The sequence below is a fragment of the Afifella marina DSM 2698 genome (assembly GCF_900102695.1).
In the GTDB taxonomy this organism is placed as follows: domain Bacteria; phylum Pseudomonadota; class Alphaproteobacteria; order Rhizobiales; family Afifellaceae; genus Afifella; species Afifella marina.
This window is the reverse complement of record NZ_FMVW01000003.1, coordinates 50,890-72,315: the sequence shown is the minus strand read 5'-3', so window position 1 is coordinate 72,315 and position 21,426 is coordinate 50,890. Positions and strand designations below refer to the sequence as shown.

24 protein-coding genes and 1 other RNA gene are annotated in these 21,426 nt (G+C 64.2%); 8 read left to right on the top strand and 17 right to left on the bottom strand.

Annotated features, from left to right (window positions below):
• Nucleotides 1–891 carry a prephenate dehydratase gene (locus tag BLP76_RS08280; protein WP_092812063.1) on the top strand — a complete coding sequence of 297 codons (891 nt, stop codon included), beginning with the start codon at nucleotides 1–3 and terminating at the stop codon, nucleotides 889–891.
• A gap of 40 nt (nucleotides 892–931) precedes the next feature.
• Here the strand turns inward: BLP76_RS08280 and nudC are convergent, their stop codons facing one another.
• Complete coding sequence (nudC, locus tag BLP76_RS08275; protein WP_092811543.1) at nucleotides 932–1,888, bottom strand: NAD(+) diphosphatase; 957 nt, start codon at nucleotides 1,886–1,888, stop codon at nucleotides 932–934.
• A 7-nt stretch (nucleotides 1,889–1,895) separates the two neighbouring features.
• Nucleotides 1,896–2,315, bottom strand: coding sequence for an HIT domain-containing protein (locus BLP76_RS08270; RefSeq protein WP_092811541.1), 420 nt, complete (start codon nucleotides 2,313–2,315; stop codon nucleotides 1,896–1,898).
• Between the two features lie 162 nt (nucleotides 2,316–2,477).
• Here BLP76_RS08270 and dapD point away from each other — a divergent pair, with 162 nt between their 5' ends.
• The 5 genes from dapD to BLP76_RS08245 are packed head-to-tail and all read left to right on the top strand — an operon-like array spanning nucleotide 2,478 to nucleotide 5,820.
• Nucleotides 2,478–3,326, top strand: coding sequence for a 2,3,4,5-tetrahydropyridine-2,6-dicarboxylate N-succinyltransferase (gene dapD / locus BLP76_RS08265; protein WP_092811539.1), 849 nt, complete (start codon nucleotides 2,478–2,480; stop codon nucleotides 3,324–3,326).
• 27 nt (nucleotides 3,327–3,353) lie between these two features.
• The gene (locus BLP76_RS08260) at nucleotides 3,354–3,719 is read left to right on the top strand and encodes a DUF805 domain-containing protein (RefSeq protein WP_092811537.1); all 366 of its coding nucleotides are present in this window, start codon (nucleotides 3,354–3,356) and stop codon (nucleotides 3,717–3,719) included.
• Nucleotides 3,720–3,731: 12 nt separating this feature from the next.
• Nucleotides 3,732–4,070, top strand: coding sequence for a DUF805 domain-containing protein (locus BLP76_RS08255; protein ID WP_092811535.1), 339 nt, complete (start codon nucleotides 3,732–3,734; stop codon nucleotides 4,068–4,070).
• On the top strand, nucleotides 4,067–5,233 hold the full coding sequence (dapE, locus tag BLP76_RS08250) for a succinyl-diaminopimelate desuccinylase (RefSeq protein WP_092811533.1): 1,167 nt from the start codon (nucleotides 4,067–4,069) through the stop codon (nucleotides 5,231–5,233). Before BLP76_RS08255 ends, dapE begins: the two co-directional genes overlap by 4 nt.
• Nucleotides 5,234–5,277: 44 nt before the next feature.
• A complete protein-coding gene (locus tag BLP76_RS08245; protein WP_139163725.1) occupies nucleotides 5,278–5,820 on the top strand; it encodes a hypothetical protein in 543 nt (180 codons plus the stop codon).
• Nucleotides 5,821–5,900: 80 nt separating this feature from the next.
• Here BLP76_RS08245 and BLP76_RS08240 read toward each other — a convergent pair whose 3' ends face one another.
• The 5 genes from BLP76_RS08240 to def all read right to left on the bottom strand — a co-directional run bounded on the left by BLP76_RS08240 (nucleotide 5,901) and on the right by def (nucleotide 10,045).
• Nucleotides 5,901–6,767: an SDR family NAD(P)-dependent oxidoreductase gene (locus BLP76_RS08240; protein ID WP_092811529.1), complete on the bottom strand. Its 867-nt coding sequence runs from the start codon at nucleotides 6,765–6,767 to the stop codon at nucleotides 5,901–5,903.
• Between the two features lie 89 nt (nucleotides 6,768–6,856).
• The gene (locus tag BLP76_RS08235) at nucleotides 6,857–7,735 is read right to left on the bottom strand and encodes a LysR family transcriptional regulator (protein ID WP_092811526.1); all 879 of its coding nucleotides are present in this window, start codon (nucleotides 7,733–7,735) and stop codon (nucleotides 6,857–6,859) included.
• A gap of 25 nt (nucleotides 7,736–7,760) precedes the next feature.
• Complete coding sequence (gene truA, locus BLP76_RS08230; RefSeq protein WP_092811524.1) at nucleotides 7,761–8,513, bottom strand: tRNA pseudouridine(38-40) synthase TruA; 753 nt, start codon at nucleotides 8,511–8,513, stop codon at nucleotides 7,761–7,763.
• Nucleotides 8,514–8,551: 38 nt separating this feature from the next.
• Entirely contained in the window at nucleotides 8,552–9,481 is a 930-nt protein-coding gene (fmt, locus tag BLP76_RS08225; RefSeq protein WP_092811522.1) for a methionyl-tRNA formyltransferase, read from the bottom strand.
• Between the two features lie 30 nt (nucleotides 9,482–9,511).
• On the bottom strand, nucleotides 9,512–10,045 hold the full coding sequence (gene def / locus BLP76_RS08220) for a peptide deformylase (protein WP_092811520.1): 534 nt from the start codon (nucleotides 10,043–10,045) through the stop codon (nucleotides 9,512–9,514).
• Between the two features lie 86 nt (nucleotides 10,046–10,131).
• Between def and BLP76_RS08215 the strand changes: the two genes are divergently transcribed.
• A complete protein-coding gene (locus BLP76_RS08215) occupies nucleotides 10,132–11,307 on the top strand; it encodes a DNA recombination protein RmuC (protein ID WP_092811518.1) in 1,176 nt (391 codons plus the stop codon).
• 391 nt (nucleotides 11,308–11,698) lie between these two features.
• On the top strand, nucleotides 11,699–12,265 hold the full coding sequence (locus BLP76_RS08205; protein ID WP_174549443.1) for a hypothetical protein: 567 nt from the start codon (nucleotides 11,699–11,701) through the stop codon (nucleotides 12,263–12,265).
• A gap of 109 nt (nucleotides 12,266–12,374) precedes the next feature.
• On the opposite strand, the gene BLP76_RS08200 is transcribed toward BLP76_RS08205, so the two are convergent.
• The 10 genes from BLP76_RS08200 to rnpA form a co-directional block, all read right to left on the bottom strand.
• Nucleotides 12,375–13,451, bottom strand: coding sequence for a D-alanine--D-alanine ligase family protein (locus BLP76_RS08200; protein ID WP_092811514.1), 1,077 nt, complete (start codon nucleotides 13,449–13,451; stop codon nucleotides 12,375–12,377).
• A 33-nt stretch (nucleotides 13,452–13,484) separates the two neighbouring features.
• Complete coding sequence (gene recR, locus BLP76_RS08195) at nucleotides 13,485–14,090, bottom strand: recombination mediator RecR (RefSeq protein WP_092811512.1); 606 nt, start codon at nucleotides 14,088–14,090, stop codon at nucleotides 13,485–13,487.
• Between the two features lie 22 nt (nucleotides 14,091–14,112).
• The gene (locus tag BLP76_RS08190; protein WP_092812061.1) at nucleotides 14,113–14,436 is read right to left on the bottom strand and encodes a YbaB/EbfC family nucleoid-associated protein; all 324 of its coding nucleotides are present in this window, start codon (nucleotides 14,434–14,436) and stop codon (nucleotides 14,113–14,115) included.
• Nucleotides 14,437–14,440: 4 nt separating this feature from the next.
• A complete protein-coding gene (locus tag BLP76_RS08185; protein WP_092811510.1) occupies nucleotides 14,441–16,198 on the bottom strand; it encodes a DNA polymerase III subunit gamma/tau in 1,758 nt (585 codons plus the stop codon).
• 120 nt (nucleotides 16,199–16,318) lie between these two features.
• Nucleotides 16,319–16,414: signal recognition particle sRNA small type (gene ffs / locus BLP76_RS08180), an RNA gene on the bottom strand.
• Nucleotides 16,415–16,513: 99 nt separating this feature from the next.
• The gene (locus BLP76_RS08175) at nucleotides 16,514–17,257 is read right to left on the bottom strand and encodes a pyrimidine 5'-nucleotidase (protein ID WP_092811508.1); all 744 of its coding nucleotides are present in this window, start codon (nucleotides 17,255–17,257) and stop codon (nucleotides 16,514–16,516) included.
• Nucleotides 17,258–17,413: 156 nt separating this feature from the next.
• Nucleotides 17,414–18,334 (bottom strand): acetylglutamate kinase, encoded by a 921-nt coding sequence (gene argB / locus BLP76_RS08170; RefSeq protein WP_092811506.1) that lies wholly within the window; start codon nucleotides 18,332–18,334, stop codon nucleotides 17,414–17,416.
• Nucleotides 18,335–18,419: 85 nt separating this feature from the next.
• Complete coding sequence (gene yihA, locus BLP76_RS08165) at nucleotides 18,420–19,130, bottom strand: ribosome biogenesis GTP-binding protein YihA/YsxC (protein ID WP_092811504.1); 711 nt, start codon at nucleotides 19,128–19,130, stop codon at nucleotides 18,420–18,422.
• A 52-nt stretch (nucleotides 19,131–19,182) separates the two neighbouring features.
• Complete coding sequence (gene yidC, locus BLP76_RS08160) at nucleotides 19,183–21,006, bottom strand: membrane protein insertase YidC (RefSeq protein ID WP_092811502.1); 1,824 nt, start codon at nucleotides 21,004–21,006, stop codon at nucleotides 19,183–19,185.
• On the bottom strand, nucleotides 20,990–21,418 hold the full coding sequence (rnpA, locus tag BLP76_RS08155) for a ribonuclease P protein component (protein ID WP_092811500.1): 429 nt from the start codon (nucleotides 21,416–21,418) through the stop codon (nucleotides 20,990–20,992). Before rnpA ends, yidC begins: the two co-directional genes overlap by 17 nt.
• Between the last annotated feature and the right edge of the window lie 8 nt (nucleotides 21,419–21,426).

Sequence of the window (21,426 nt, the reverse complement as noted above, 5' to 3'; positions counted from 1 at the left end):
ATGGCCGAGGCGAGACGGGTCGTCTTTCAGGGAGAGCCCGGCGCCAACTCCCACATTGCCTGCCAGGACGTGTTTCCGGCGGCCGAAGCGGTGCCGCTCGCAACGTTTGAGGATTGCTTTCAGGCGATCGAGACGGGGGAAGCCGATCTCGGCATGATCCCGATCGAGAATTCCGTCGCTGGCCGCGTCGCCGACATTCATCATCTTCTGCCGTCCTCGACGCTCTCCATCATCGGCGAATATTTCCTGCCGATCCGCCACCAGCTTCTCGGCCTCAAGGGGACGCGTCTTGAGGACGTGAAGACGGTGCAAAGTCATGTCATGGCGCTCGGCCAGTGCCGCAAATTCCTGCGCGCCAATGGGCTGAAGGCGGAAGTGGCCGCCGACACCGCGGGCTCAGCCCATCAGGTGGCGGACCTCGGTGACAAGAGCCGCGCGGCGATCGCGACACGGCTTGCGGCCGAAGTCTACGGCCTCGACATTCTGGCCGAGGATATCGAGGACGAGGCGCACAACACCACACGCTTCATCATCCTGTCGCGCGAGCCGCAGCAGCCGGTGATCGAGGCGGGGCCGGCCGTCACCACCTTCATTTTCCGAGTCCGCAACGTTCCGGCCGCGCTCTACAAGGCGCTGGGCGGCTTTGCGACCAACGGCGTGAACATGACGAAGCTGGAGAGCTATCAGCTCGGCGGCACCTTCTTCGCCACGCAGTTCTATGCCGATGTCGAAGGCCATCCGGACGATCCGATGGTGGCGCTCGCTCTCGAAGAGCTGCAATTCTTCTCCGCCGAGTTCCGGGTGGTCGGCGTCTATCCGGCAGATCCGTTTCGTGCCCATCAGGCCGAGCCGGAAGCCAACCGCGCGCTCCGGCCTTCGCGCGGGGCTTAAGGCGACCGGGAGGAGGGAAGGCGAGGGCGCTCGGCGCTCTTTACTTCGCCTCCGCCCAATCAGCCCAATCAGCAATGAGGCGGTGCGCGATCGCCATTTCGGGCGGTGCCGTCAAACCGTCCGGATGCGTGCCGGCCAGCATGCGGCGCACCTCGTCGCGGGCGAACCAGCGGCAATCCTCAAGCTCGCTCTCGTCGCGGGTGATGTCGTTGGACGCGGCCTCCGCATGGCACCCGATCATCAGCGAGGAGACGAAAGGCCAGGGCTGGCTGGAATGGTAGCGCACACGCCCCGTCCGGATCCCCGCCTCCTCGGCGATTTCCCGGCGAACCGCCGCTTCGATCGTCTCCCCGGGTTCCAGAAATCCCGCAAGCGCGGAATACATGCCGGGCTGAAAGCGATGCTGCCGGCCGAGAAGGCAAGCCTCGTTGCCCTGTGCCGGGTCGATGACGAGCATGATGACGACGGGATCGGTGCGCGGAAAATGCTCCCTCTCACAGGATGGACAGTGTCGCTTCACGCCGCCTGCCCGCATTTCCGTCTCGCTCCCGCATCTGGCGCAGAAGCGATGGTTTTGATGCCAGGCAAGCAGTGACCGCGCCTGCGCGAGCGCACCGAGATCTTCCGCCGACAGAAGCCCCTGGACGGCGAGCGAGCGCAGATCGATCGCCCGCAGCGGCTCCGGCCATTCCTCACGCGCAGGTGCCAGCCCGGCGAGACGGGGCGAACGGCCGGCAAAACCAAGAAGAACGAGGCTTGGCCGCTCAAGGCCGAGCGCCTCGGCATCCTTCAGTGAAAGCCCGGCTCGGGGAGTTGCGCCAACGGCCACAAGTGCGCGGTCGTCGCAAAAGAGGTAAATCTGCGCGTCCGGCGCACGGAGCGCCGCCTCGACCGCATCTTCGGCACGATGCTCGCTCTGGCGGTCGACGATGTTGCCGGCAAAACCGTTTGCGGCGCTTGCCTCGCGAAAAGGGCGGTCGAAGAAGTTTGAGGACATGACGATCTCAGGCCGAAGCGGCCGCGAAAGCGTCTTGCAGGCGGCGGATGAGCTCGTCTTTCGCCTCGATCGCATAAGGCGTTGCAGGAACGGCGCCCCAGACGGGCTTCGGCCAGGCCGGGTCGCCGACGAAGCGGGCGATGACGTGGATGTGAAGCTGGCGCACCTCGTTGCCGAGAGTGGCGATATTGAGCTTGTCGCAGCCGGTCACCTGCCGGAGCGACCGCGCTGCCGCGTCGATCTCACTGATCAGAACGTTCTGCTGCGCGGCGTCGAGATCGATGATGTCGGCAAGATCCGGCCGCGTCGGCACCAGGATGAGCCACGGATAGGTGGCGTCGTTCATCAACCGGAAATGGCAAAGAGGGAATTCGGCGAGCGGAAACGTATCGGCGGCGAGCCGGTGATGGAGAGAAAAGCCGGACATGACCTTAGAACCTAGAGCCTGTGTGAGGCTCTAACACCTGCCAGGGCCGGCGCGAAGGGAGGATCTGTGGCAATTGACGCGGCGCCCGCCCCGGCTTACGCCACCGCAGGATTGATATGGGCAAGACCGGCAGCAACTCACCGGCAGGGGAAGACAAAGAAAATGGCCGATCACACCGAACTCGCGGCGACCATCGACGAGGCCTTCGAAAAGCGCAGTGAGCTCAGCCCGGAGACGCAAGGACCCGTGCGCGATGCCGTCGATGCGGCGCTCGACCTTCTCGACAGCGGCGAGGAGCGTGTGGCCGCGCCGGGACCTGATGGCAACTGGCACGTCAATCAATGGCTGAAGAAGGCGGTGCTGCTTTCTTTCCGCCTGACGCCGATGTCGGTGATCGAGGGCGGGCCGGGCGGATCCGTGTGGTGGGACAAGGTGCCTTCTAAGTTCACCGGCTGGGGCGCCGCGGATTTCGAGAGCGCTGGCTTTCGGGCCGTGCCCAGTTGTGTGGTGCGTCGCTCCGCCTTCATCGCGCCGGGCGCGGTCTTGATGCCGTCCTTCGTCAATCTCGGCGCCCATGTCGGCGAGGGGGCGATGATCGACACCTGGGCGACCGTCGGCTCCTGCGCGCAGATCGGCAAGAACGTGCATCTTTCGGGCGGTGCAGGCATCGGCGGTGTGCTGGAGCCGTTGCAGGCCGGACCGGTCGTCATCGAGGATGATTGCTTCATCGGCGCGCGTGCCGAAGTCGCCGAAGGCGTCATCGTGCGCCAGGGCTCGGTTTTGTCGATGGGTGTCTATCTCGGTGCGTCGACAAAAATCGTCGATCGCAACACCGGTGAGGTGTTTATCGGCGAAGTGCCCCCATATTCTGTGGTCGTGCCGGGCACGATGCCCAGCAAGAACCTGCCGGGTGAAAACTGGGGGCCGCAGCTTTATTGCGCCGTCATCGTCAAGCGTGTCGACGAGCGCACTCGCGCCAAGACCTCGATCAACGAGCTCTTGCGCAGCTGACGCGTCCCGCCAGCATTTGGAGGCAAGATGGCGCGCAGCCTGCTTTGGCTTTTTTTCCGCTTTGATGGCCGCATCGGCCGCGAAGTCTACTGGCTTGCCAATTTCGGCGTGGTGGCAGTTCTGGCCTTCCTGTTGCAGCCGGATGTCCACCCGCAGACGGGCGATGTCACCTTCCACAATCCGACGCTCGCCAGCTTCGCTCTCATTGTCGGAATGGTCTGCTCCATCGCCATCGGCGTGAAGCGGCTGCACGATTTCAACGCCACGGGCGCCTTTGCGGCGATCCTACTCGTTCCCGTTCTGTCGATTTTCGCTACCATTGCATTCGGCGTCGTGCGGGGCACCGGTGGACGCAACAGGTTTGGCGAAGCGCCCAACCTGCCGCCGAGGTGAGGGAGGCCAAGAATGGACTGGAAATATCTCTATACGAGTTTCGAAGGGCGCATCGCGCGCAAGGATTGGTGGATCGGGGTCATCGGCCTGTTCATCATTTCTCTCATTGCGACGCTGCTTTTCGGCAATGACGGGCTGATCGCCTTTCTGATTTCCGTCTTTCTCTTTCTGGCCGGCATCGCCTGTCACGTAAAACGTTTTCACGATCGCGGCCGCTCCGGTTGGTGGTCGCTCATCATTCTGATCCCGGTCATCGGACCGATCTGGGCCATCATCGATCTTGGCCTCCTGGAGGGAGATCAGGAGGTCAACAGCTGGGGTCCGCCCCCGGAAACGCGTCTCATCCCGTGAGTGCGGTCGACCCGGTCCAGCTTGCCCGCGATCTCATTCGCGCGCCTTCGGTGACGCCCGAGGCGGCGCCGGCGCTCGACGTTCTCGAAGCTGCGCTGAAGCCGCTCGGTTTTTCCGTCGATCGGCCCGTCTTCTCCGATGTCGATACACCGGACGTGGAGAACCTCTTCGCCGTCATCGGTGAAGGCGATTACCATCTCACCTTCGCCGGCCATGTCGATGTGGTGCCACCCGGAGAGGAAGCCGCCTGGCGGCATCCGCCCTTTTCCGGTGCCATCGATGAGAACCTCATTTACGGGCGCGGCGCCGTCGATATGAAGGGCGCGATCGCGGCGATGGTCGCCGCCTTCTCGCGCTTCAGCGCGCGCCGCGGCGATTTCTCAGGCCGCTTTTCCTTCCTCATCACAGGCGATGAAGAAGGCCCCGGCATCAACGGCACGGCCAAGCTTCTCGATTGGGCGAAAGCCCGAGGACACGATTTCTCCGGGGCGCTCGTCGGTGAGCCGACATCTGCCGATTGGGTCGGCGATCAGGTCAAGATCGGCCGGCGCGGCAGCTATTCGGCAACCATCGTCGCCCATGGGCGGCAGGGTCACGCCGCCTATCCGCATCTCGCCGAGAATGCGGTGATGCGCCTGATGACGCTGCTCCAGGGCCTGACGGCGACGCCGCTCGATGAAGGCAGCGCCCATTTCGAGCCTTCGACGCTCGAGGTCGTCGATGTCGCGACCGGCAACAGCGCCTGGAACGTCATTCCGGGCGAAGCCCGCGCGCGCTTCAACAGCCGCTTCAACGATTGCTGGACGCGGACGAGCCTGCGTGCCGAGGTCGAAAGACGGCTGAGCGAGGCGGCCAAAGGCGAGATCCAATGGAGCCTGGAAGAGGGGCAGCCGCCCAGCGATTCCTTTCTCGCCCGGGACGAGGCGCTGATCGGTAGCCTGAGCGGTGCCGTTTCCGCCATCGTCGGCTCGCGCCCGCGTCTGTCGACGGGCGGCGGGACATCGGATGCGCGCTTCATCAAGGATCATTGCCCGGTCGTGGAGCTCGGCCTCGTCGGCTCCACCATGCATCAGACCGACGAGAGGGTGCCGGCAGCCGATCTTGAGGAACTGACGCGCATCTACGAAGCCTTCCTGGACAGCATCTTCGCCCGCACGAAATGATCTTCTCTTACTGCATCCAACAAGTCACCGGCGCGTGGAAGGTGATGAACGGCCGGGCCGAAGGGCTGCAGGAACTCGATCTGACGTTGGAGGGGTTTTGGCGCTCCTTCGGTGCGGTCATCCTCATCATTCCGTTCACGCTCATTGCGATTTCCTCGGAGAGGATTGCTCTGACGGCAACCGATCAGGCTGTGACGGTTCTGGCCGGCAGCTTCGTCTCCTTGCGGCTGTTCGGCCTGGCCCTCGACTGGATCGCTTTTCCGATCTTCTTCGCGCTGGTCGCCCGTCCGCTCGGGGTTTCCACGCATTATGTGCCGTTCATCGTGGCGCGCAATTGGAGTGCGGTGGTGATCGCCGGCATGTTCGCGCTGCCGCACGCGCTCCACGCGACAGGCTTCGTGCCGCTCCCGGTCCTCTCCTTCCTGCTGCTGGCGCTCTTCGTGGTCGCTCTGCGCTTTTCCTATCTCGTTGTGCGCACCGCGCTCGCCGTGCCGGTGATGATGGCGGTGCCGGTCGTTCTGCTGCAGCTCTTGATCGGGATTTTGATCGAGGTGAGCCTCGACCGCATCTTCGTCGGCGTGATGTAGCCGGCGCCTTGGTGAAGGCCCCAGCCCGGGATTCGTCTCTTCTTTCCTGTTCAGAATGTGGATGCCTCGCGAGAGGAGGATCAGGCTCTGGCATCCGCTCTGACCATGGCGATGCGATCCCATGCGGCCGCGACTGCTTCGGGCGTGTCGGCCGTCACGGCGCGAAGGTTGCGGGGATAGTCGACGCCCGCCGCCTCGTATGCCTTCAGCGCATGGAACTGGCGATTGCTGGCGCGCAGCACCCAGGCGCTCGCGTCACAAGCTTCCGATACGAGGAAGACCGCGCCAGCTGCGACGGCATCGGGGCGCAGCTCCTCCGGCTCGCCCTTGAAGCCCCACATTCGGGTTTTGGCGACCGGCGAGATGACGTTGACGCGGATTCCGTGCGGGGCGCCTTCATGTGCAAGCACATTCGTGATGCCGACCGTCGCTATCTTGGCCGCAGCATAGGCGGTGAGGCCAGGCTGCGCATATTCGGGATAGAGTGCCCGATCCGAGGTCGTGAAAAGGATCCGGCCATAGCCCTGCGCTATCATGGTTGGCCAGGCCGACTGCGCCAGCCACAGCGGCATCTCCACGCCCACCCCTGTCATACGGGCGAGGAAGCCCGGCGTAAGCTCCTCGATCTTCTGGTAGCCGACCCAACCGGCATTGTGGATAAGGATATCGAGACGCCCGAAGGTTGCGACGGTGTCTTCCACCAACGCGCGGCAGCCGGCGCGGCTATTGATCTCTCCAACTGCGGCGCGGACGTTGAAGCCTTGTACGCGCAGGCGCTCTGCAGCCGCTTCGGCGACAGAGGCGTCTTGCGACATGCCGTACTCGTCTGCACCGATATCATGGACGACGATGCGCGCACCGCGCCGGGCCAGGAGCTCGGCATAGGCATAGCCGATGCCACGGCCCGCTCCGGTGACGAGTGCAACGCGGCCTTCGAAACGGATCATCGTCTTCTCCTTGTTTGACCGAGGAGGAAGCTAGAAACGGCCGCACGATCCGTCCAATATCGAATTGAAACGGTGACGATAGTTGCTGCCTATCGTGAGGCAACGTCGAGGAAGTTCTGGGCTGTTGGCTTGAGCTGTTCTGGGCCGTGGCACAGGCAGAGGGTGAAGCGGGAACCCGGAATATCGAGGGGTTTGTAGACGATCTCCGCAGAGCGGAAGCCCACCATGCTGGCCGGCACGACGGCGACGCCCGTCTCAACCGCGACGAGCGCAAGCACGCCGTGCATCTGGTGGGCCTCTTGTACCACCTGAGGCGCAAACCCCGCGGATGTGCACAGCTCGACGACCTGATGGTGGAAGCCGCGGCCTTCGGCTGCAGGCCATAGGACAAAAGGCTCGTCCGCCAGATCGGACAAAGAAAGGCCCTCCTTTCTCGCCAAGGCATGCGCCGCCGGCAGGGCGATCGCGAGCCTGTCTTCGTCGAACTCCCTCAGATGCAGCCCGGACGCGTCCGGCAAGGGCGGCAGGAGGATTGCGAGATCGCTCGTTCCCTCGCGCAGGGCCGTAACCTGATCGGCGGTGGTGGCCTCTTTGAGCTCGATCTGTACCTGCGGGAAGCTGCGCCGGAAGGTTCGCACGGTCTCAGCTAACCGTCCGTACATGGCGCTGCCGACATAGGTCAGGCGAAGCGTACCCACACGTCCGGCCGCGGCATCGCGAGCTGCGGTGATCGCAAGGTCCGCCTGCCTCAGCGTGAGCCGGGCATGTTCGAGCAGCGCCCTGCCTGCGGGGGTCAGGCGGACGACGCGATTGCCCCGCTCCAGCAGTTGAGCGCCGATCTCGTCCTCCAGCCTGCGAATGGTCGCGGTGAGGGGCGGTTGGGACATGTTGAGCCGTTCAGCCGCGCGATGGAAATGCAGTTCCTCCGCAACGGCGATGAACTGGCGCAATTGGCGAAGATCAATCACGCGTCGCCTCCATCCTTGTCCTGCTTCAGGCTATGCCGTCCGGATAATCGACTTTTGCCAGATAAAGCCCGTCGGGCGGTGCCAGTGGCCCGCAGCGGCGTCGGTCGCATGCGGCAAGCGCATTCGCGACATCGCGCGGACGCCACTTGCCCTCGCCGACGAGTTTCAGCGTACCGACGAACGAGCGCACCTGACTGTGCAGGAAAGAGCGAGCGGAGGTCTCGACCACGACCATATCGAGCTCACGCCGCACGCTGATCCGGTCGAGCGTTTTCACGGGGCTCTTCGCCTGGCATTCGGCCGCCCGGAAGGTCGTGAAATCGTGATTTCCAACGAGACACTGCGCGGCCTCGTGCATGGCATCGGCATCGAGCTGAACAGGCACCTGCCAGGCGCGCCCGCGCTCGATGGCGAGCGGCGGGCGGCGGTTGACGATGCGGTAGAGATAATGTCGCTTCTCAGCCGAAAACCGCGCATCGAAATCGGCGGCCACTCGACTTGCGGCGAGGATCGCAACCGGCGCGGGCCTCAAATGGGCATTGAGGGCGTCGCGCACCGTGTCGTCGCGCCAGTCCTTCTGAAGATCGCAATGCGCCACCTGTCCGAGCGCATGGACGCCGGTGTCGGTGCGGCCGGCGCCGCGAATGCTGATCTCTTCGCCGGTGAAGGCAAAAATCGCATCTTCGATCGCCGCCTGCACGGACGGACCCGTCGTCTGCCGTTGCCAGCCGACGAAAGGGCCGCCGTCATATTCGATCAGGAGGCGGTAGCGGGGCATCACGAGGCTCTGCCGAAAGGCGCCGAGGCGCGGTCTATTTACGCGACGATAATGCGGAAATCGGCGGGCAGGCCGCGCAGTGCCGCGTTGGCATCCATCGCCTGCTTGCCGGCGCGCTGCACCTCGACGAGGCGAACGGCACCTTCGCCGCAGGCGATCGTCATGCCGTCGAGGAGTTCGCCCGGTTGGCCGGAGCCCTCGGCTTTTTCCGAGCGCAGCACCTTCACGCGTTCGCGCTTGCCGCCCGCCTCGATCTCGAACCAGGCGCCGGGGAAAGGCGAAAGCCCGCGGATGAGATTGTGCACCTCGCCAGCGGGATGCGACCAGTCGATCTTCGCTTCACTCTTGTCGATCTTGGAGGCGTAGGTAATGCCCTCTTCGGCCTGAGGCGTGGCGGTCAGCGCCCCGCGCTCCAACGCGCCGAGCGCCCGCACCATCAAATCGGCGCCGAGGCGCGCGAGCCGGTCGTGCAGCTGCCCGGTCGTCTCGTCGGGGCCGATTGGCGTCTTTTCGGCAAGGCAGACCGGGCCTGTGTCGAGACCTTCGTCCATGCGCATGACCATGACGCCGGTCTCCGGATCGCCCGCCATGACGGCGCGCTGGATCGGTGCCGCTCCGCGCCAGCGCGGCAGAAGCGAGCCGTGGAGATTGAGGCAGCCGTCTTTCGGCGCATCCAGGACCGGCTTCGGCAGGATGAGCCCATACGCGACAACGACGGCGACGTCGGCCTCGAGCGCTGCGAATTCCGCCTGCGCCTCCTCATTCTTGAGGCTTTTGGGCGTGCGCACGGGAATGCCGAAACGTTCGGCGTGGAGATGGATCGGGCTTTTGCGTTCCGCCATCCCGCGGCCGGCCGGACGCGGCGGTTGCGTATAGACGGCCGCCACCTCGTGGCCCTGGCCGACGAGTTCGAGGAAAGTTGGCACGGCGAAATCCGGCGTGCCCATGAAAATCACTTTGAGTGTCATCGCCTGTCCTTTGCCCCGTTCCGGGGACGGCTACATGGCCGAACTGGCGCTGCGTTCTTTCTCGCGCGCCGCCTTGGTGAAACGGCGGATGACCATGTCGCGCTTCAGCTTGGAGAGATAATCGATAAAGAGGACGCCGTTCAAATGGTCGACCTCGTGCTGGATGCAGGTGGCGAGAAGACCGTCGGCCTCGAGCTCCTGTTCCTTGCCGTCATAGTCGCGGTACGTGACCTTCACCCGTGCCGGGCGTTCCACATCGGCGAAATACTCCGGGATCGACAGACAGCCTTCCTCGTGCACGTTCGGATCGTCGGAACGCCAAACGATCTGCGGATTGACGAGAAACAGCGGCTCCCGCTTATCCTCTTCGCGGCTGACATCGATGGTAATGATCCGCTTCGGCACGCCGACCTGGATGGCGGCAAGGCCGATGCCGGGCGCCTCGTACATCGTCTCCAGCATGTCGTCGAGGAGCTTCTGGATCGGCTCGCTCATTCCCTCCACGGGATCGCTGAGCTTGCGCAGGACGGGGTCGGGAAGGGTGACGATGTCGAGTTTGGCCATAGCCCTCGCGACTTAGGGTTTCCGGGGGCTGCGGTCAATGTCGAGTGACGGCCGAGTGCGCGCGGCGAATCAGCTATGTTCATGAAATGGACTCATGGTCGCCCGTCTTTGCCGATTCGCTTGCCAGACTTGCAAACGCCGACCCGCTTGTGCTCTCGGCGGCCGGCTTCGGCGGGCTCGTGCTTCTCTTCGTGCTCATCATCACTCTGCGTGCCGGCGCGAAGAACCGCCGGGTCGCGGCTGAGGCGAGCGCACAGGCGGCGGAAATGCGTGGCGAGCTTTCGGCTCTTCTCAAGACCCAGGCCGAAATGTCAGGGCGCATGCAGTCGATGGCGGAGATTTTCGGCAGCCGCCAATCGGAGCTCAACCGACATCTGTCTGAGCGTCTCGATGGGATCGGCCACCGTCTCAACCGCTCCGTCGGTGAGGCGGCGCAGAATACGGGCGAAAATCTGCGCCAGCTGCACGAGCGGCTTGCCGTGCTCGACCGTGCGCAGAAGAACATCACCGAGCTCGCCGGCCAGGTGACGACCCTGTCGAACATCCTGGGCAACAAGCAGACGCGCGGCGCTTTCGGCCAGGCGCGCATGGAGGCGATCGTCGCCGACGGTCTGCCGAAGGGCGCCTACCGCTTCCAGGCGACCCTGAAATCCGGCGCCCGGCCCGATTGCTTGATTTTCATGCCGAACGGCGTGCCACCGCTCGTCGTCGACGCCAAGTTTCCGCTCGAAGGTTACAACGCCCTCAAGGACGCGGAGACGGCGGAGACCAGGAAGGCGGCGCAGGCGCAGTTCCGCACCGATCTCCTGAAGCATATCCGCGACATTCAGGAGCGGTATCTGACCCCCGGTGAGACGCAGGACACGGCCTTCATGTTCGTGCCTTCGGAGACGGTCTTCGCCGAAATCCACGAACGCTTCGAAGAGGTGGTGCAGCGCGCCTACCGGGCGCGCGTCGTCATCGTCTCGCCCTCACTCCTGATGCTGTCGATCCAGGTGATGCAGGCCGTCCTGCGTGATGCGCGGCTGCGCGAGCAGGCACATGTCATCCAGGAAGAGGTGATGTCGCTGATGGAGGATCTTGGGCGCCTCGACGAGCGTGTCCGAAAACTCGCTACGCATTTCGGTCAGACGAGCCGCGACATCGAGCAGATCCTGATTTCGAGCGACAAGCTGCAAAAGCGCGGTGCCCGGATCGAGGGGCTGGGCTTCGGCGAAGAGGCGGAAGAGGAAAAACTCGCGGCGGGAGGCGAGAGGCCGTGAAAAACCGTCGTTGATCCGATGTGACAACCCTGAGTTTGTGCGCTGGGCGCTCAGGGTGCATTTTCCCATCCGAAGACGTGGGCGCTACATCTGTTGACATATGTCAACGAGCGCCTCATTTTGAGGAAATGAGTGACCCAGCTGCCCCGCCATCCGAACAGAGAGATCGAGGCTGCGGTTCACTTCGCTGAAGTCCGCGGCTGGCGCGTCGAGAAGCGACAGGGTCATTGTTGGGGCCGGTTGTTCTGCGCCTTCGCCAGCCGAGAGGGATGCATCGTGTCGGTTTGGTCGACCCCGAGAAATCCGCGCAACCATGCCGAGGGGATCAGGCGCGCTGTCCTGCGTTGTCCCCACCAGGCGGCGGAACGGGATGACGAGGAGACCAATCGCAATGGCTGAGCATCACTTCACGCTCATCGCATCGGGATTGTCTCCCGAAGACGATGATTTCGAGGAAGGGCTGTTCGCCGCGGGTTGCGACGATGCGACAATTTCCGTTTCGAGAGGGCGCGTCGTTCTCGACTTTGCACGCGAGGAAAAGAACTTCATCCAGGCCCTTGCCTCTGCGGTCGAGAGCGCGGAGGCAGCCGGCGCTCGGATCGAGCGGATTGAGCCGGATCCGCTGGTGAGCGCTTCCGACATTGCCCGCCGAACCAACCTCACGCGCGCCGCTATCTCCAATTACGCCAAGGGCATGCGGCTCGGGAACTTTCCTCCCTTCCCGTCCCCGCTTGCCCGCGTTTCGAGCGATAACCCGCTTTGGGATTGGGGAGATGTCGCGGGTTGGTTGCGCCGCTGCCACAAGCTCTCGGATCCAGACGCATCGGTCGAAGCACGTATCATCAGCCTGGCCAACCGGGCGTTGCTGATCATCCCGCGGAGCGACCCCCAATCCCTCAGATGCGCATTGATCTCAGTCGCGAAGGACGAACGTCGCCGGTCCAGCGTGGCCGCCTGAAGAGCGGCGGGTCGAGCCGCGACTCAGAAGGCCCTGACTTTGGGGGTCATCCAGGCCGATCCTTTCGCGTGTCGCGGACGCTCTGCCGAAGATCTCACAGGTCACCTCATCATGCCGAGCGCGCCGCGCGTGCGAGCCCGTGTTGGACGAGCCGGTCGATGACCTCGGCGTAGCCGACGCCGCTTGCCGCCATTGCCTTGGAGTACATGCTGATATCTGTGAAGCCCGGGATGGTGTTGAGCTCGTTGACGAGGATGCGGCCTTCGCCCGTGACGAAGAAGTCGACGCGGGCCATGCCGTCGCAGCCGAGCGCCCGGAACGCCTTTGCGGCAAGGGTGCGGATCTCGGCTTCGAGATGAGCCGGCAAGTCGGCTGGGACCTTCAAGGCGGCACCGGTCTCGTCGATATATTTGGCGTCGTAGCTGTAGAAGCCGTGGCGTTCCGCCGGCACGATCTCGCCCGGACGCGAGACGAAAAGCTCGCCTTTCGGGTCTTCAAGGACGGCGCATTCGATCTCGCGGCCGGCGATGAATTCCTCGGCTAGAAGCCTGGTATCGTGCCGAAAGCCCTCCGCGAGGGCGGCGGCAAAGCCTGCTTCGCTCGTCACTTTGCTCACCCCGACCGACGAGCCCTGCCGTGCCGGCTTGAGGAAGAGGGGAAGGCCGAGTGCGCCTTCGATGTCGGCAAAGGAAGGGGCCTCTCCCGCTGCGATCGTCACCGCCCGCGCGACCGGCAGACCGGCTTCCGTCAGGAGGCGTTTGGCGATGTCCTTGTCGATCGCGGTTGCCGAGCCAAGGATGCCGCAGCCGACGAAGGCAACGCCCGCCGCCTCCGCCAGACCCTGAACCGAGCCGTCCTCACCGAAGAGGCCGTGCAGGACGGGAAAGAGGATGTCGATAGCAGCGATCTCTCCGGCCGGTCCTTCGGCTGGCAGTGCGAGCATGCGGCCTTTGCCGCCAGGCAGAAGGGCGAGCTCTGTCCCTGTCTCCGGCGTCGTCGGGCGACTGGCTTCGAAACGGCTTTCAATCCAGCGTCCGTCACGCGTGATGAAGATCGGCACGAGATCGTAAGTCTCGGGGTCGAGCGCCCGCATGACGTTGGTCGCCGACATGATTGAAACATCGTGTTCGGCCGAACGGCCTCCAAAAAGGACCGCGATACGCGTGCGCGAGGACGAAGGCGTCATGGTGGCTCCTGCAGGAGATTTCTGAAATGGGGGCTAAAACGCCGTTCTCGCCCGCATCGCGGCTGCGAGCGTGCCGTCGTCGAGATAATCGAGCTCGCCGCCGACGGGCACGCCATGGGCGAGCCGCGTGACCTTGACGTGACACGAGGCGAGCTCGTCGGTGAGGTAATGCGCCGTCGTCTGGCCCTCCACCGTGGCGTTGACGGCAAGGATGATCTCCGTGACCTCAGGCGCCGCCGCGCGGCCGAGAAGGCTGTCGATGGCAAGATCGTCCGGCCCGATCCCGTCGAGCGGGGCGAGCACGCCGCCGAGCACGTGATAGCGCGCCTTGGTGGCGGCGGCGCGTTCCAGCGCCCAGAGGTCGCCGACGTCTTCGACGACCACGATGGTGGAGGGATCACGCGCCGGATCGGCGCACACCGAGCAGGGGTCGCGGCTGTCGATATTGCCGCAAACGGAGCACACCTTTGCCGCCTCCGCCGCTTCGCGTGCCGCATTGGCGAGCGGCACGAGCAGCGTCTCTTTCTTCTTGATGAGCACGAGCGCGGCACGTCGGGCCGAACGCGGCCCGAGCCCCGGCAGGCGAGAGAGGGCCTGGATCAGTTTCTCGATCTCGGGCCCGACAGTGGAAGCGGCCATGATATCCTTCGAGAAGCCCGACCTAGAACGGCAGCTTCATGCCCGGAGGCAGCGGCAGCCCGGAGGTGAGCTCAGACATTTTCTCCTGCGTGACCTGGTCGGCCTTGCCGCGTGCGTCGGCGACTGCCGCGACGATGAGGTCTTCCAAAATCTCCGTCTCGTCCTCTTTCATGAGCGAGGGGTCGATCTTGACCGATTTGAGCATACCCTTGCCGTCGACCACGACGGAAACGAGCCCACCGCCGGAAGCGCCCGCGACCTCCATCGCGGCCACCTCCTCCTGCAGCTCCTGCATTTTTCCCTGAAGCTCTTTGGCTTGCTTCATCATACCCATGAGATCGCGCATGGCGTCATTCATCCTCTCTTGATGGGTCGGGCGCCTCACCCGCCTCGTCGTCATTGTCGTCGTCTTCGGGGCGGGAGCGTACGGCGACGATCTCTGCGCCCGGAAACCGTTCCAGAACCTTCTGCACGATGGGGTCGGCTTCCGCCTCCGCCATCAGCCGTGCATCTTCAGCCTGCTTCACTTCGCGCAACGTTTGCGCGCCGCTTGCCTGACTGACGATCACGACCCAGCGCTGGCCGGTCCATTGCGACAGGGCCGCAGAAAGCCGTTGCGGCAAATCCGCCAGCGCGCCCTCATCAAGGGCGATCTCCACCCGCCCGTCTTCGACCTTGACCGGCCGCACGAAGCGTTCGAGCGCGTTGACGAGGCGGATATCGCGCCGGGCGCGCCCTTCGGCAACGATGTCGGCGAAACTTTGCAATCGCGGCCCGGCCTGGACCTCTGCCGCTCGGGCCGCGGCGGCGGTTTGGGGGCTGGGCTCCGGGCGTGTTCGTGCCCCACCATTGCCGGACTGCACGAGCCGCGCCTGTGGCGGGGGCGGCGGGGCGGAGCCGCCACTGCCGCCACTGCCGGCCGGGCGTGCTCCGCCGCCGGGCCTGTCCTGCTCGTCGGCGAGCGCCTTCAGCGCCTCTTCCGGTGTCGGCAGATTGGCCGCGTGGCAGAGCCGCACGATCACCATGTCGGCGGCCTGTTCGGGATGGGCCGCAAGCTGCGCTTCCTGGATGCCTTTCAGGAGGATCTGCCAGGCCCGCGAGAGAACGGACACGGCGAGCGTGCCGGCAAGCGCTTCGCCGCGTACCCGCTCCGTCTCCGAAATGGCGCTCGAAGGCGCGGTCCCAGGTGCGAGCTTGGAGACGGTCACGTAATGGCAGAATTCCGCAAGATCGGTGAGGACGGTGACGGGATCGGCGCCGCGCTCGTGCTGCAGCCGCAATTCGGCGAGTGCCGAGGCCGTATCGCCCTTCATCACCTCTTCGAAAAGGTCGACGATGCGGGCGCGGTCCGCCAGACCCAGCATGTCATGCACAGTGTCCGCGCCGACCCGGCCGGCGCCATGGGCGACCGCCTGATCGAGGATGGAAAGCGCATCGCGCACCGAGCCTTCGGCGGCGCGGGCAACCATCCGCAGCGCCTCGGCTTCGACCTCGAAGCCTTCCTTGCCGGCGATGGAATTGAGATGTGCGATGAGTTCGGCGGCATCGACGCGCTTCAGGTCGAAACGCTGGCAGCGCGACAGCACCGTCACCGGCACCTTGCGGATCTCGGTCGTGGCAAAAATGAACTTCACATGCGGAGGCGGCTCTTCGAGCGTCTTCAGCAGCCCGTTGAAGGCCGCCTTCGACAGCATGTGCACCTCGTCGATGATGTAGACCTTGTAGCGCGCCGAGGTGGGCGCGTAGCGGGCCGAATCGATGATGTCGCGGATGTCGTCGATACCGGTATGGGAGGCGGCATCCATCTCCATGACGTCCGGATGGCGCCCTTCCATGATGGCGCGGCAATGCACGCCCTCTTCGGAAAACTCCACCGTCGGCGCGCCTTCGCCCTCTTTGGGCTGATAGTTGAGGCCGCGGGCGAGAATGCGCGCCGTCGTGGTTTTGCCGATGCCCCTGACGCCGGTCAGCATCCAGGCATGGGGAATGCGGCCGGCCCTGAAGGCGTTCTTCAGGGTGCGCACCATCGCCTCCTGGCCGATCAGATCGTCGAAGCCGGAGGGGCGGTATTTGCGGGCGAGAACCTGGTAGCCGGGCGCAGCGCTCATTGTGCTGTTTTAGAGCATGATCGGCTTGGGTTGAATGCCGGACGCGATAAGCGATCCAAACGATGTTCCCTTTGATGCCGCGCCAACGAAAAGGCCGCCTTGCATGGCGGCCTGATTGAAGAAGGAGACTGGACGACGACCCGCGCCGAATTCGTTGGGGCTGCTTCCTTCCGGACCTGACCCGATTGGCGAAGGACGCGCCCGTCGCCAGCCTCCCGGTGCCTATATGACGATTTTGCGCCGCGCCCGCAAGGGGAGCGCACGACTTGCACGATGGGGCGCTTTGTCCGAGGCGGAAGACGGGCGGCGCGGCCTCTAGGCGCCGCGTGCTGTGACGATCTCCGAGACGAAGGCGGCGAGGTTGTCGGTGACGAAATCGACATGCTCCGCCCCGTCATGACCCTCCATCTCCCATTCGGCATGGAAGACTTCGCGCGTACCCGACGGTACGACGAGAACGGTGCGCATGCCGAGGTCTTTCGGAACCAGGAGGTTGCGCGACAGATCTTCGAACATGGCCGCCTTCGAAGGCGCGATATCGTAACGCTCGATGAAGCGCCGATAGGTCTCCTCGCGCGGCTTCGGCAGAAGGTCGGCGGCGACGATGTCGAAGATGTCCTCGAAATGATCCGAGAGACCGAGCTGCGTCGCCGTTTGCTCCGCATGCGCGCGCGAGCCGTTGGTGAAGATGAATTTGCGGCCGGGCAGACGGGCGATCGCCGCCGCAAGTTCGGGGGCCGGGGCGAGCGCGGAGCGGTCGATGTCGTGCACGAACTCGAGGAAGCTGTCGACGTCGACATCGTGCTCCAGCATCAGCCCGCGCAGCGATGTGCCGTGCCGTTCGTAGAATTCTTTCTGGATGCGGTGGGCTTCAGTCTCGTCGACATTCAAGAGATCACCGACATAGCGGCGGATGCGCTCGTCGATCTGCACGAAGAGGTTCGAGTCACGCGGATAAAGCGTGTTGTCGAGATCGAAGATCCATGCCTCGACAGCCGCGAAGACGCTGAGATCTTCAAGGCTGTGGGGCGCAATGTCTTCTGCTGCAAGTGCGTTCATGACGTCTGCTTACGCGATTTCGTAAACATGTGCACGACTTGCTTTGTTGAGGCTGACATGTCTGCGATGCGCGCGATCACGCTCCCGTGGCCGCACCGGGGAACCGACGGACGCGCTCCGTCGGAGGGCTTTTCGCGCAATGTGCAGGGCCGAAGGTTAGGTCGTGCGTTCCGGGGCTCCGTCGGGGCGGATGCGCGTTCCGGCGCCGTGCACCGTGAAGAGCTCCAGAAGCACCGAATGGGGGGCCTTGCCGTCGACGATGACGACGCTTTCGACGCCCCGCTCCACCGCCTCGATGCAGGTTTCCACCTTCGGGATCATGCCGCCGCTGATGGTGCCGTCGGCGATGAGGGCGCGCGCTTCGGCGACGGTGAGCTCGTCGATCAGTTTTCCCGATTTGTCGAGCACGCCGGAGACGTCGGTGAGGAAGAGGAGGCGCTTGGCCTCGAGCGCGCCGGCGATGGCGCCGGCAAAGGTATCGGCGTTGATGTTGTAGGTCTCGCCGTCGCGGCCGGGTGCCACCGGGGCGATCACCGGGATCATCTCGGAGCGCGCCAGAAGGTCGAGCAGCGTCCGGTCGACTTCCACCGGCTCGCCGACGAAGCCGAGATCGACAACCTTCTCGATATTGGAATCGGGGTCGACGACGGTGCGCTTCAGCTTTTCGGCGAAGACCATATTGCCGTCCTTGCCGCAAAGCCCGATGGCCCATTCGCCCTGCGCGTTGATGAGCGCGACGATCTCTTTGTTGATGGAGCCCGCCAGCACCATCTCGACCACTTCGACGGTCTTGCGATCGGTCACGCGCAGGCCGCCCTTGAATTCCGAGACGATGCCCATCTTTTCCAGCATGCCGCCGATTTGCGGGCCGCCGCCATGGACGACGATGGGGTTGACCCCGGATTGCTTCAAGAGAGCGATATCGCGGGCGAAGGCCGTGGCGAGATGCTGATCGCCCATGGCATGGCCACCATATTTGACGACCACCGTTCGCCCCTCGTAGCGCTGCATATAGGGCAGGGCCTCAGACAGAAGTCTCGCCTGGTCGTACGCTTCGCTCTTGCTGGCTTCGCTCATCGAGTGCTCCGAAGATCAAGGGCCGGAAGGCGTCTTTGACGCGCGGCCGAGGGAGAGGATCTGGAGGGCGTCGGCAACCGGCGCTTCAGGGCGCGGTGTCTAGCAAGTCTCGCCCGCCTTGCCAATCAATGAGCGCGGCGGCAGTCGTGCGCACGGCGTCGAGGCCGCTATCTTTGAAGCTCGATGTGGCGAGAATTTCCGGAAAGGCGGCTGGGCGTTTGCGGATTGCTTCGGCGGTCGCCTCGATCAGTCGGGCAAGCTCTCCGGGCTTCGGCTTGTCGGCCTTCGTCAGCACGATCTGGTAGGTGACGGCCGCCGTATCGAGTTCCTTCATCACGGTGAGATCCGCCGCTTTCAGCCCATGGCGGGCGTCGATGAGAAGGAAGACGCGCCGAAGCGTCGCCCGGCCCTTGAGGTAGTCGTGGATGAGCTTCGTCCAGTCCTCCACCTTGTCCTTCGGCGCCTTGGCGAAGCCGTAGCCCGGCATGTCGACGAGGGCGATGAGAGGTTCTTCGCCGCTGTCGCCGGGTTTGTCCGGGACGAAGAAATTGAGCGCTTGGGTACGCCCCGGCGTCTTGGAGGTGCGGGCGAGATCTTTCTGCCGCGTGAGCGCGTTGATCAGGCTCGATTTGCCGACATTCGAGCGGCCGGCGAAGGCGATCTCCACGGGGCCTTCCGGAGGAAGCGCCGCGAGGTTGGGCGCGGAGGCGACATAACGCCAGGGAGAGCCCCAGGGATTGCCCTGGCGGCTGTCCCGCTGGCTGTCACTTTGGCCCTCAGGCGGCTCATGCGGCATTGCTTGATCTCACCTGTTCGGGGGCGGCCGGCACCCTGCCGGCCGCTTTTGACTATTCGGCGGGCGTGTCGGACTTGCGGCCGAACAGACCCTTCACATTGTCCCACAGCTCGATCTTCACGCCGTTGCGCCGCATGATGATGCCCTGCTGGAGGACCGAGAGGAAGTTGTTCCAAGCCCAATAGATGACGAGACCGGCAGGGAACGATGCCAGCATGAACATGAAGATCAAGGGCATCCAGTTGAAGATCATCGCCTGGGTCTTGTCGGGTGGCTGCGGGTTCATGCGCATCTGCACGAACATCGTCAGACCCATGATGAGCGGCCACACGCCAAGATGCAGGAAGCTCGCTTCGAAAGGCAGGAGCCCGAACAGGTTGAAGATGTTCGTGGGATCCGGCGCCGACAGGTCGTGAATCCAGCCGAAGAACGGCGCGTGCCGCATCTCGATGGTGACGAAGAGCACCTTATACAGCGAGAAGAACACCGGGATCTGAATGAGCACCGGCCAGCAGCCGGCAAGCGGATTGATCTTCTCCCGCCTGTAGAGCTCCATCATCTCCTTCTGCATCGCCGGCTTGTCGTCTTTGTAGCGCTCCTGCAGCTTTTTGATCTGCGGCTGCATTTTCTTCATCTTCGACATCGAGGCGTAGGACTTGTTCGCCAGCGGGAAGAAGATGGCTTTGACGATGACCGTGACAGCCAGGATGGCGAGGCCGAAATTGCCGAGGAAGTGGAACAGGAAGTCGATGACGAAGAACATCGGCTTCGTCAGGAAATAGAACCAGCCCCAGTCGATCAGGAGGTCGAGGCGGTCGATATCGAAGCTCTGCTCGTACTGCTTCAGGAGCGTGACGACCTTGGCGCCGGCAAAAAGCAGCGTCTCGTGATTGGCCGAAGCGCCGGGCTGGACGGTGACGGCATCACCCAGAAAATCCGCCTGATAGGTCGGAACAGTTCCGTCCTCGGTTCTGAGGAAGCGGCCCTGGAACGGCGACTCGCCCCGTGGGATGAGGGCGGACGCCCAGTATTTGTCGGTGATGCCGAGCCAGCCGTCATTCGTCTTTGCTGGCGTGACGGATTCGTCTTCGAGATCGCTATATTTGACTTCCTTGAGGCCCTCGTCGCCGAAGACGCCGATCGGGCCTTCATGAAGAATATAGAAGCTGCGCCCGCCCGGCGTGCCGTGCCGGCTGATCAGGCCATAAGGATAAAGCGTCACGGGCGCGCCGGAGGAGTTCTCCACGCTTTGCGACACCGTGAACATGTAATTGTCGTCGACCGCGATCTGGCGCTTGAAGACGAGACCCTGGCCGTTGTCCCAGGTGAGGGTGACCGGCTTATCCGGCGTCAGCGTCTCCGCGTCGGTCTGCCAAACCGTATTGGCGTCCGGAACGGCCGGCCCACCCGCAGAGGCCACCCACCCAAAATCGGCATAATAAGGGTCGGCGCTGCCGATCGGCGAGAAGAGCTCGATCATCGGGCTCTTCGGATGGGGCGTCGCGTGGTAGCGCTTCAGGTCGAGTTCGTCGATGCGTCCGCCGACGAGGCTGATGGAGCCTTGAAGTGCCGGTGTGTCGACGGCAAGCCGGGGCGTGTCGGCGGCAGGCTCGGCCGTGCCGCCCGTCGCAGGCGCCGTCTCGCTCGCGGACGGCGGAATTTGCGGGGCCGCGCCAGCTGGGGCATCGGCACCTCCGGGCGCGGTCGCACCTGGCGTGCCGGCAACCGACGTGTCCTGGTCCGTCGCCTGCTGCACCTCTGCCTGCTGTTGCTGGCGCTGCGCTTCGATGCGCGGTCCGGCGACGAAGTACTGCCAGCCGAGCAGGATCGCCAGCGACAGTGCGATGGCGATAATGACGTTACGGTTGTTGTCCATCAGCGTCCCGTCCTCCGCGCTCGGGCGGAATTTTATGGGGGCCGCGGCGCTTTCTGCGCGAACGGCTCGAATGGTCGTGGTGAGCCGTCTCGCTCGAGGCTGTGAGCGCCGTGGAGAATGCGCCGACCAAATCGGCGAAATCGGCTCGAAGTGCCGGCAAACGTGTGATAACGACGAGGTCGCGCCCGGTCTGCTGTCGATCGCTGACAGCCTCCCGTGCGGCCTCTTTCAGGCGCCTGCGGATACGGTTACGCACCACCGCCTGGCGGGCCACGCGTTTGGACACCGTAAAGCCAATGCGCCCCTCATCTGAATCGCCGCGATCACGGCTTTCCAGAACGAAATAGGGACCCGCCCGGCGAAAGCCCTTGCGAGCTGCCAGGAAGTCCCTTCGTTTTTTGAGGCGCTGCATGGCGCCGA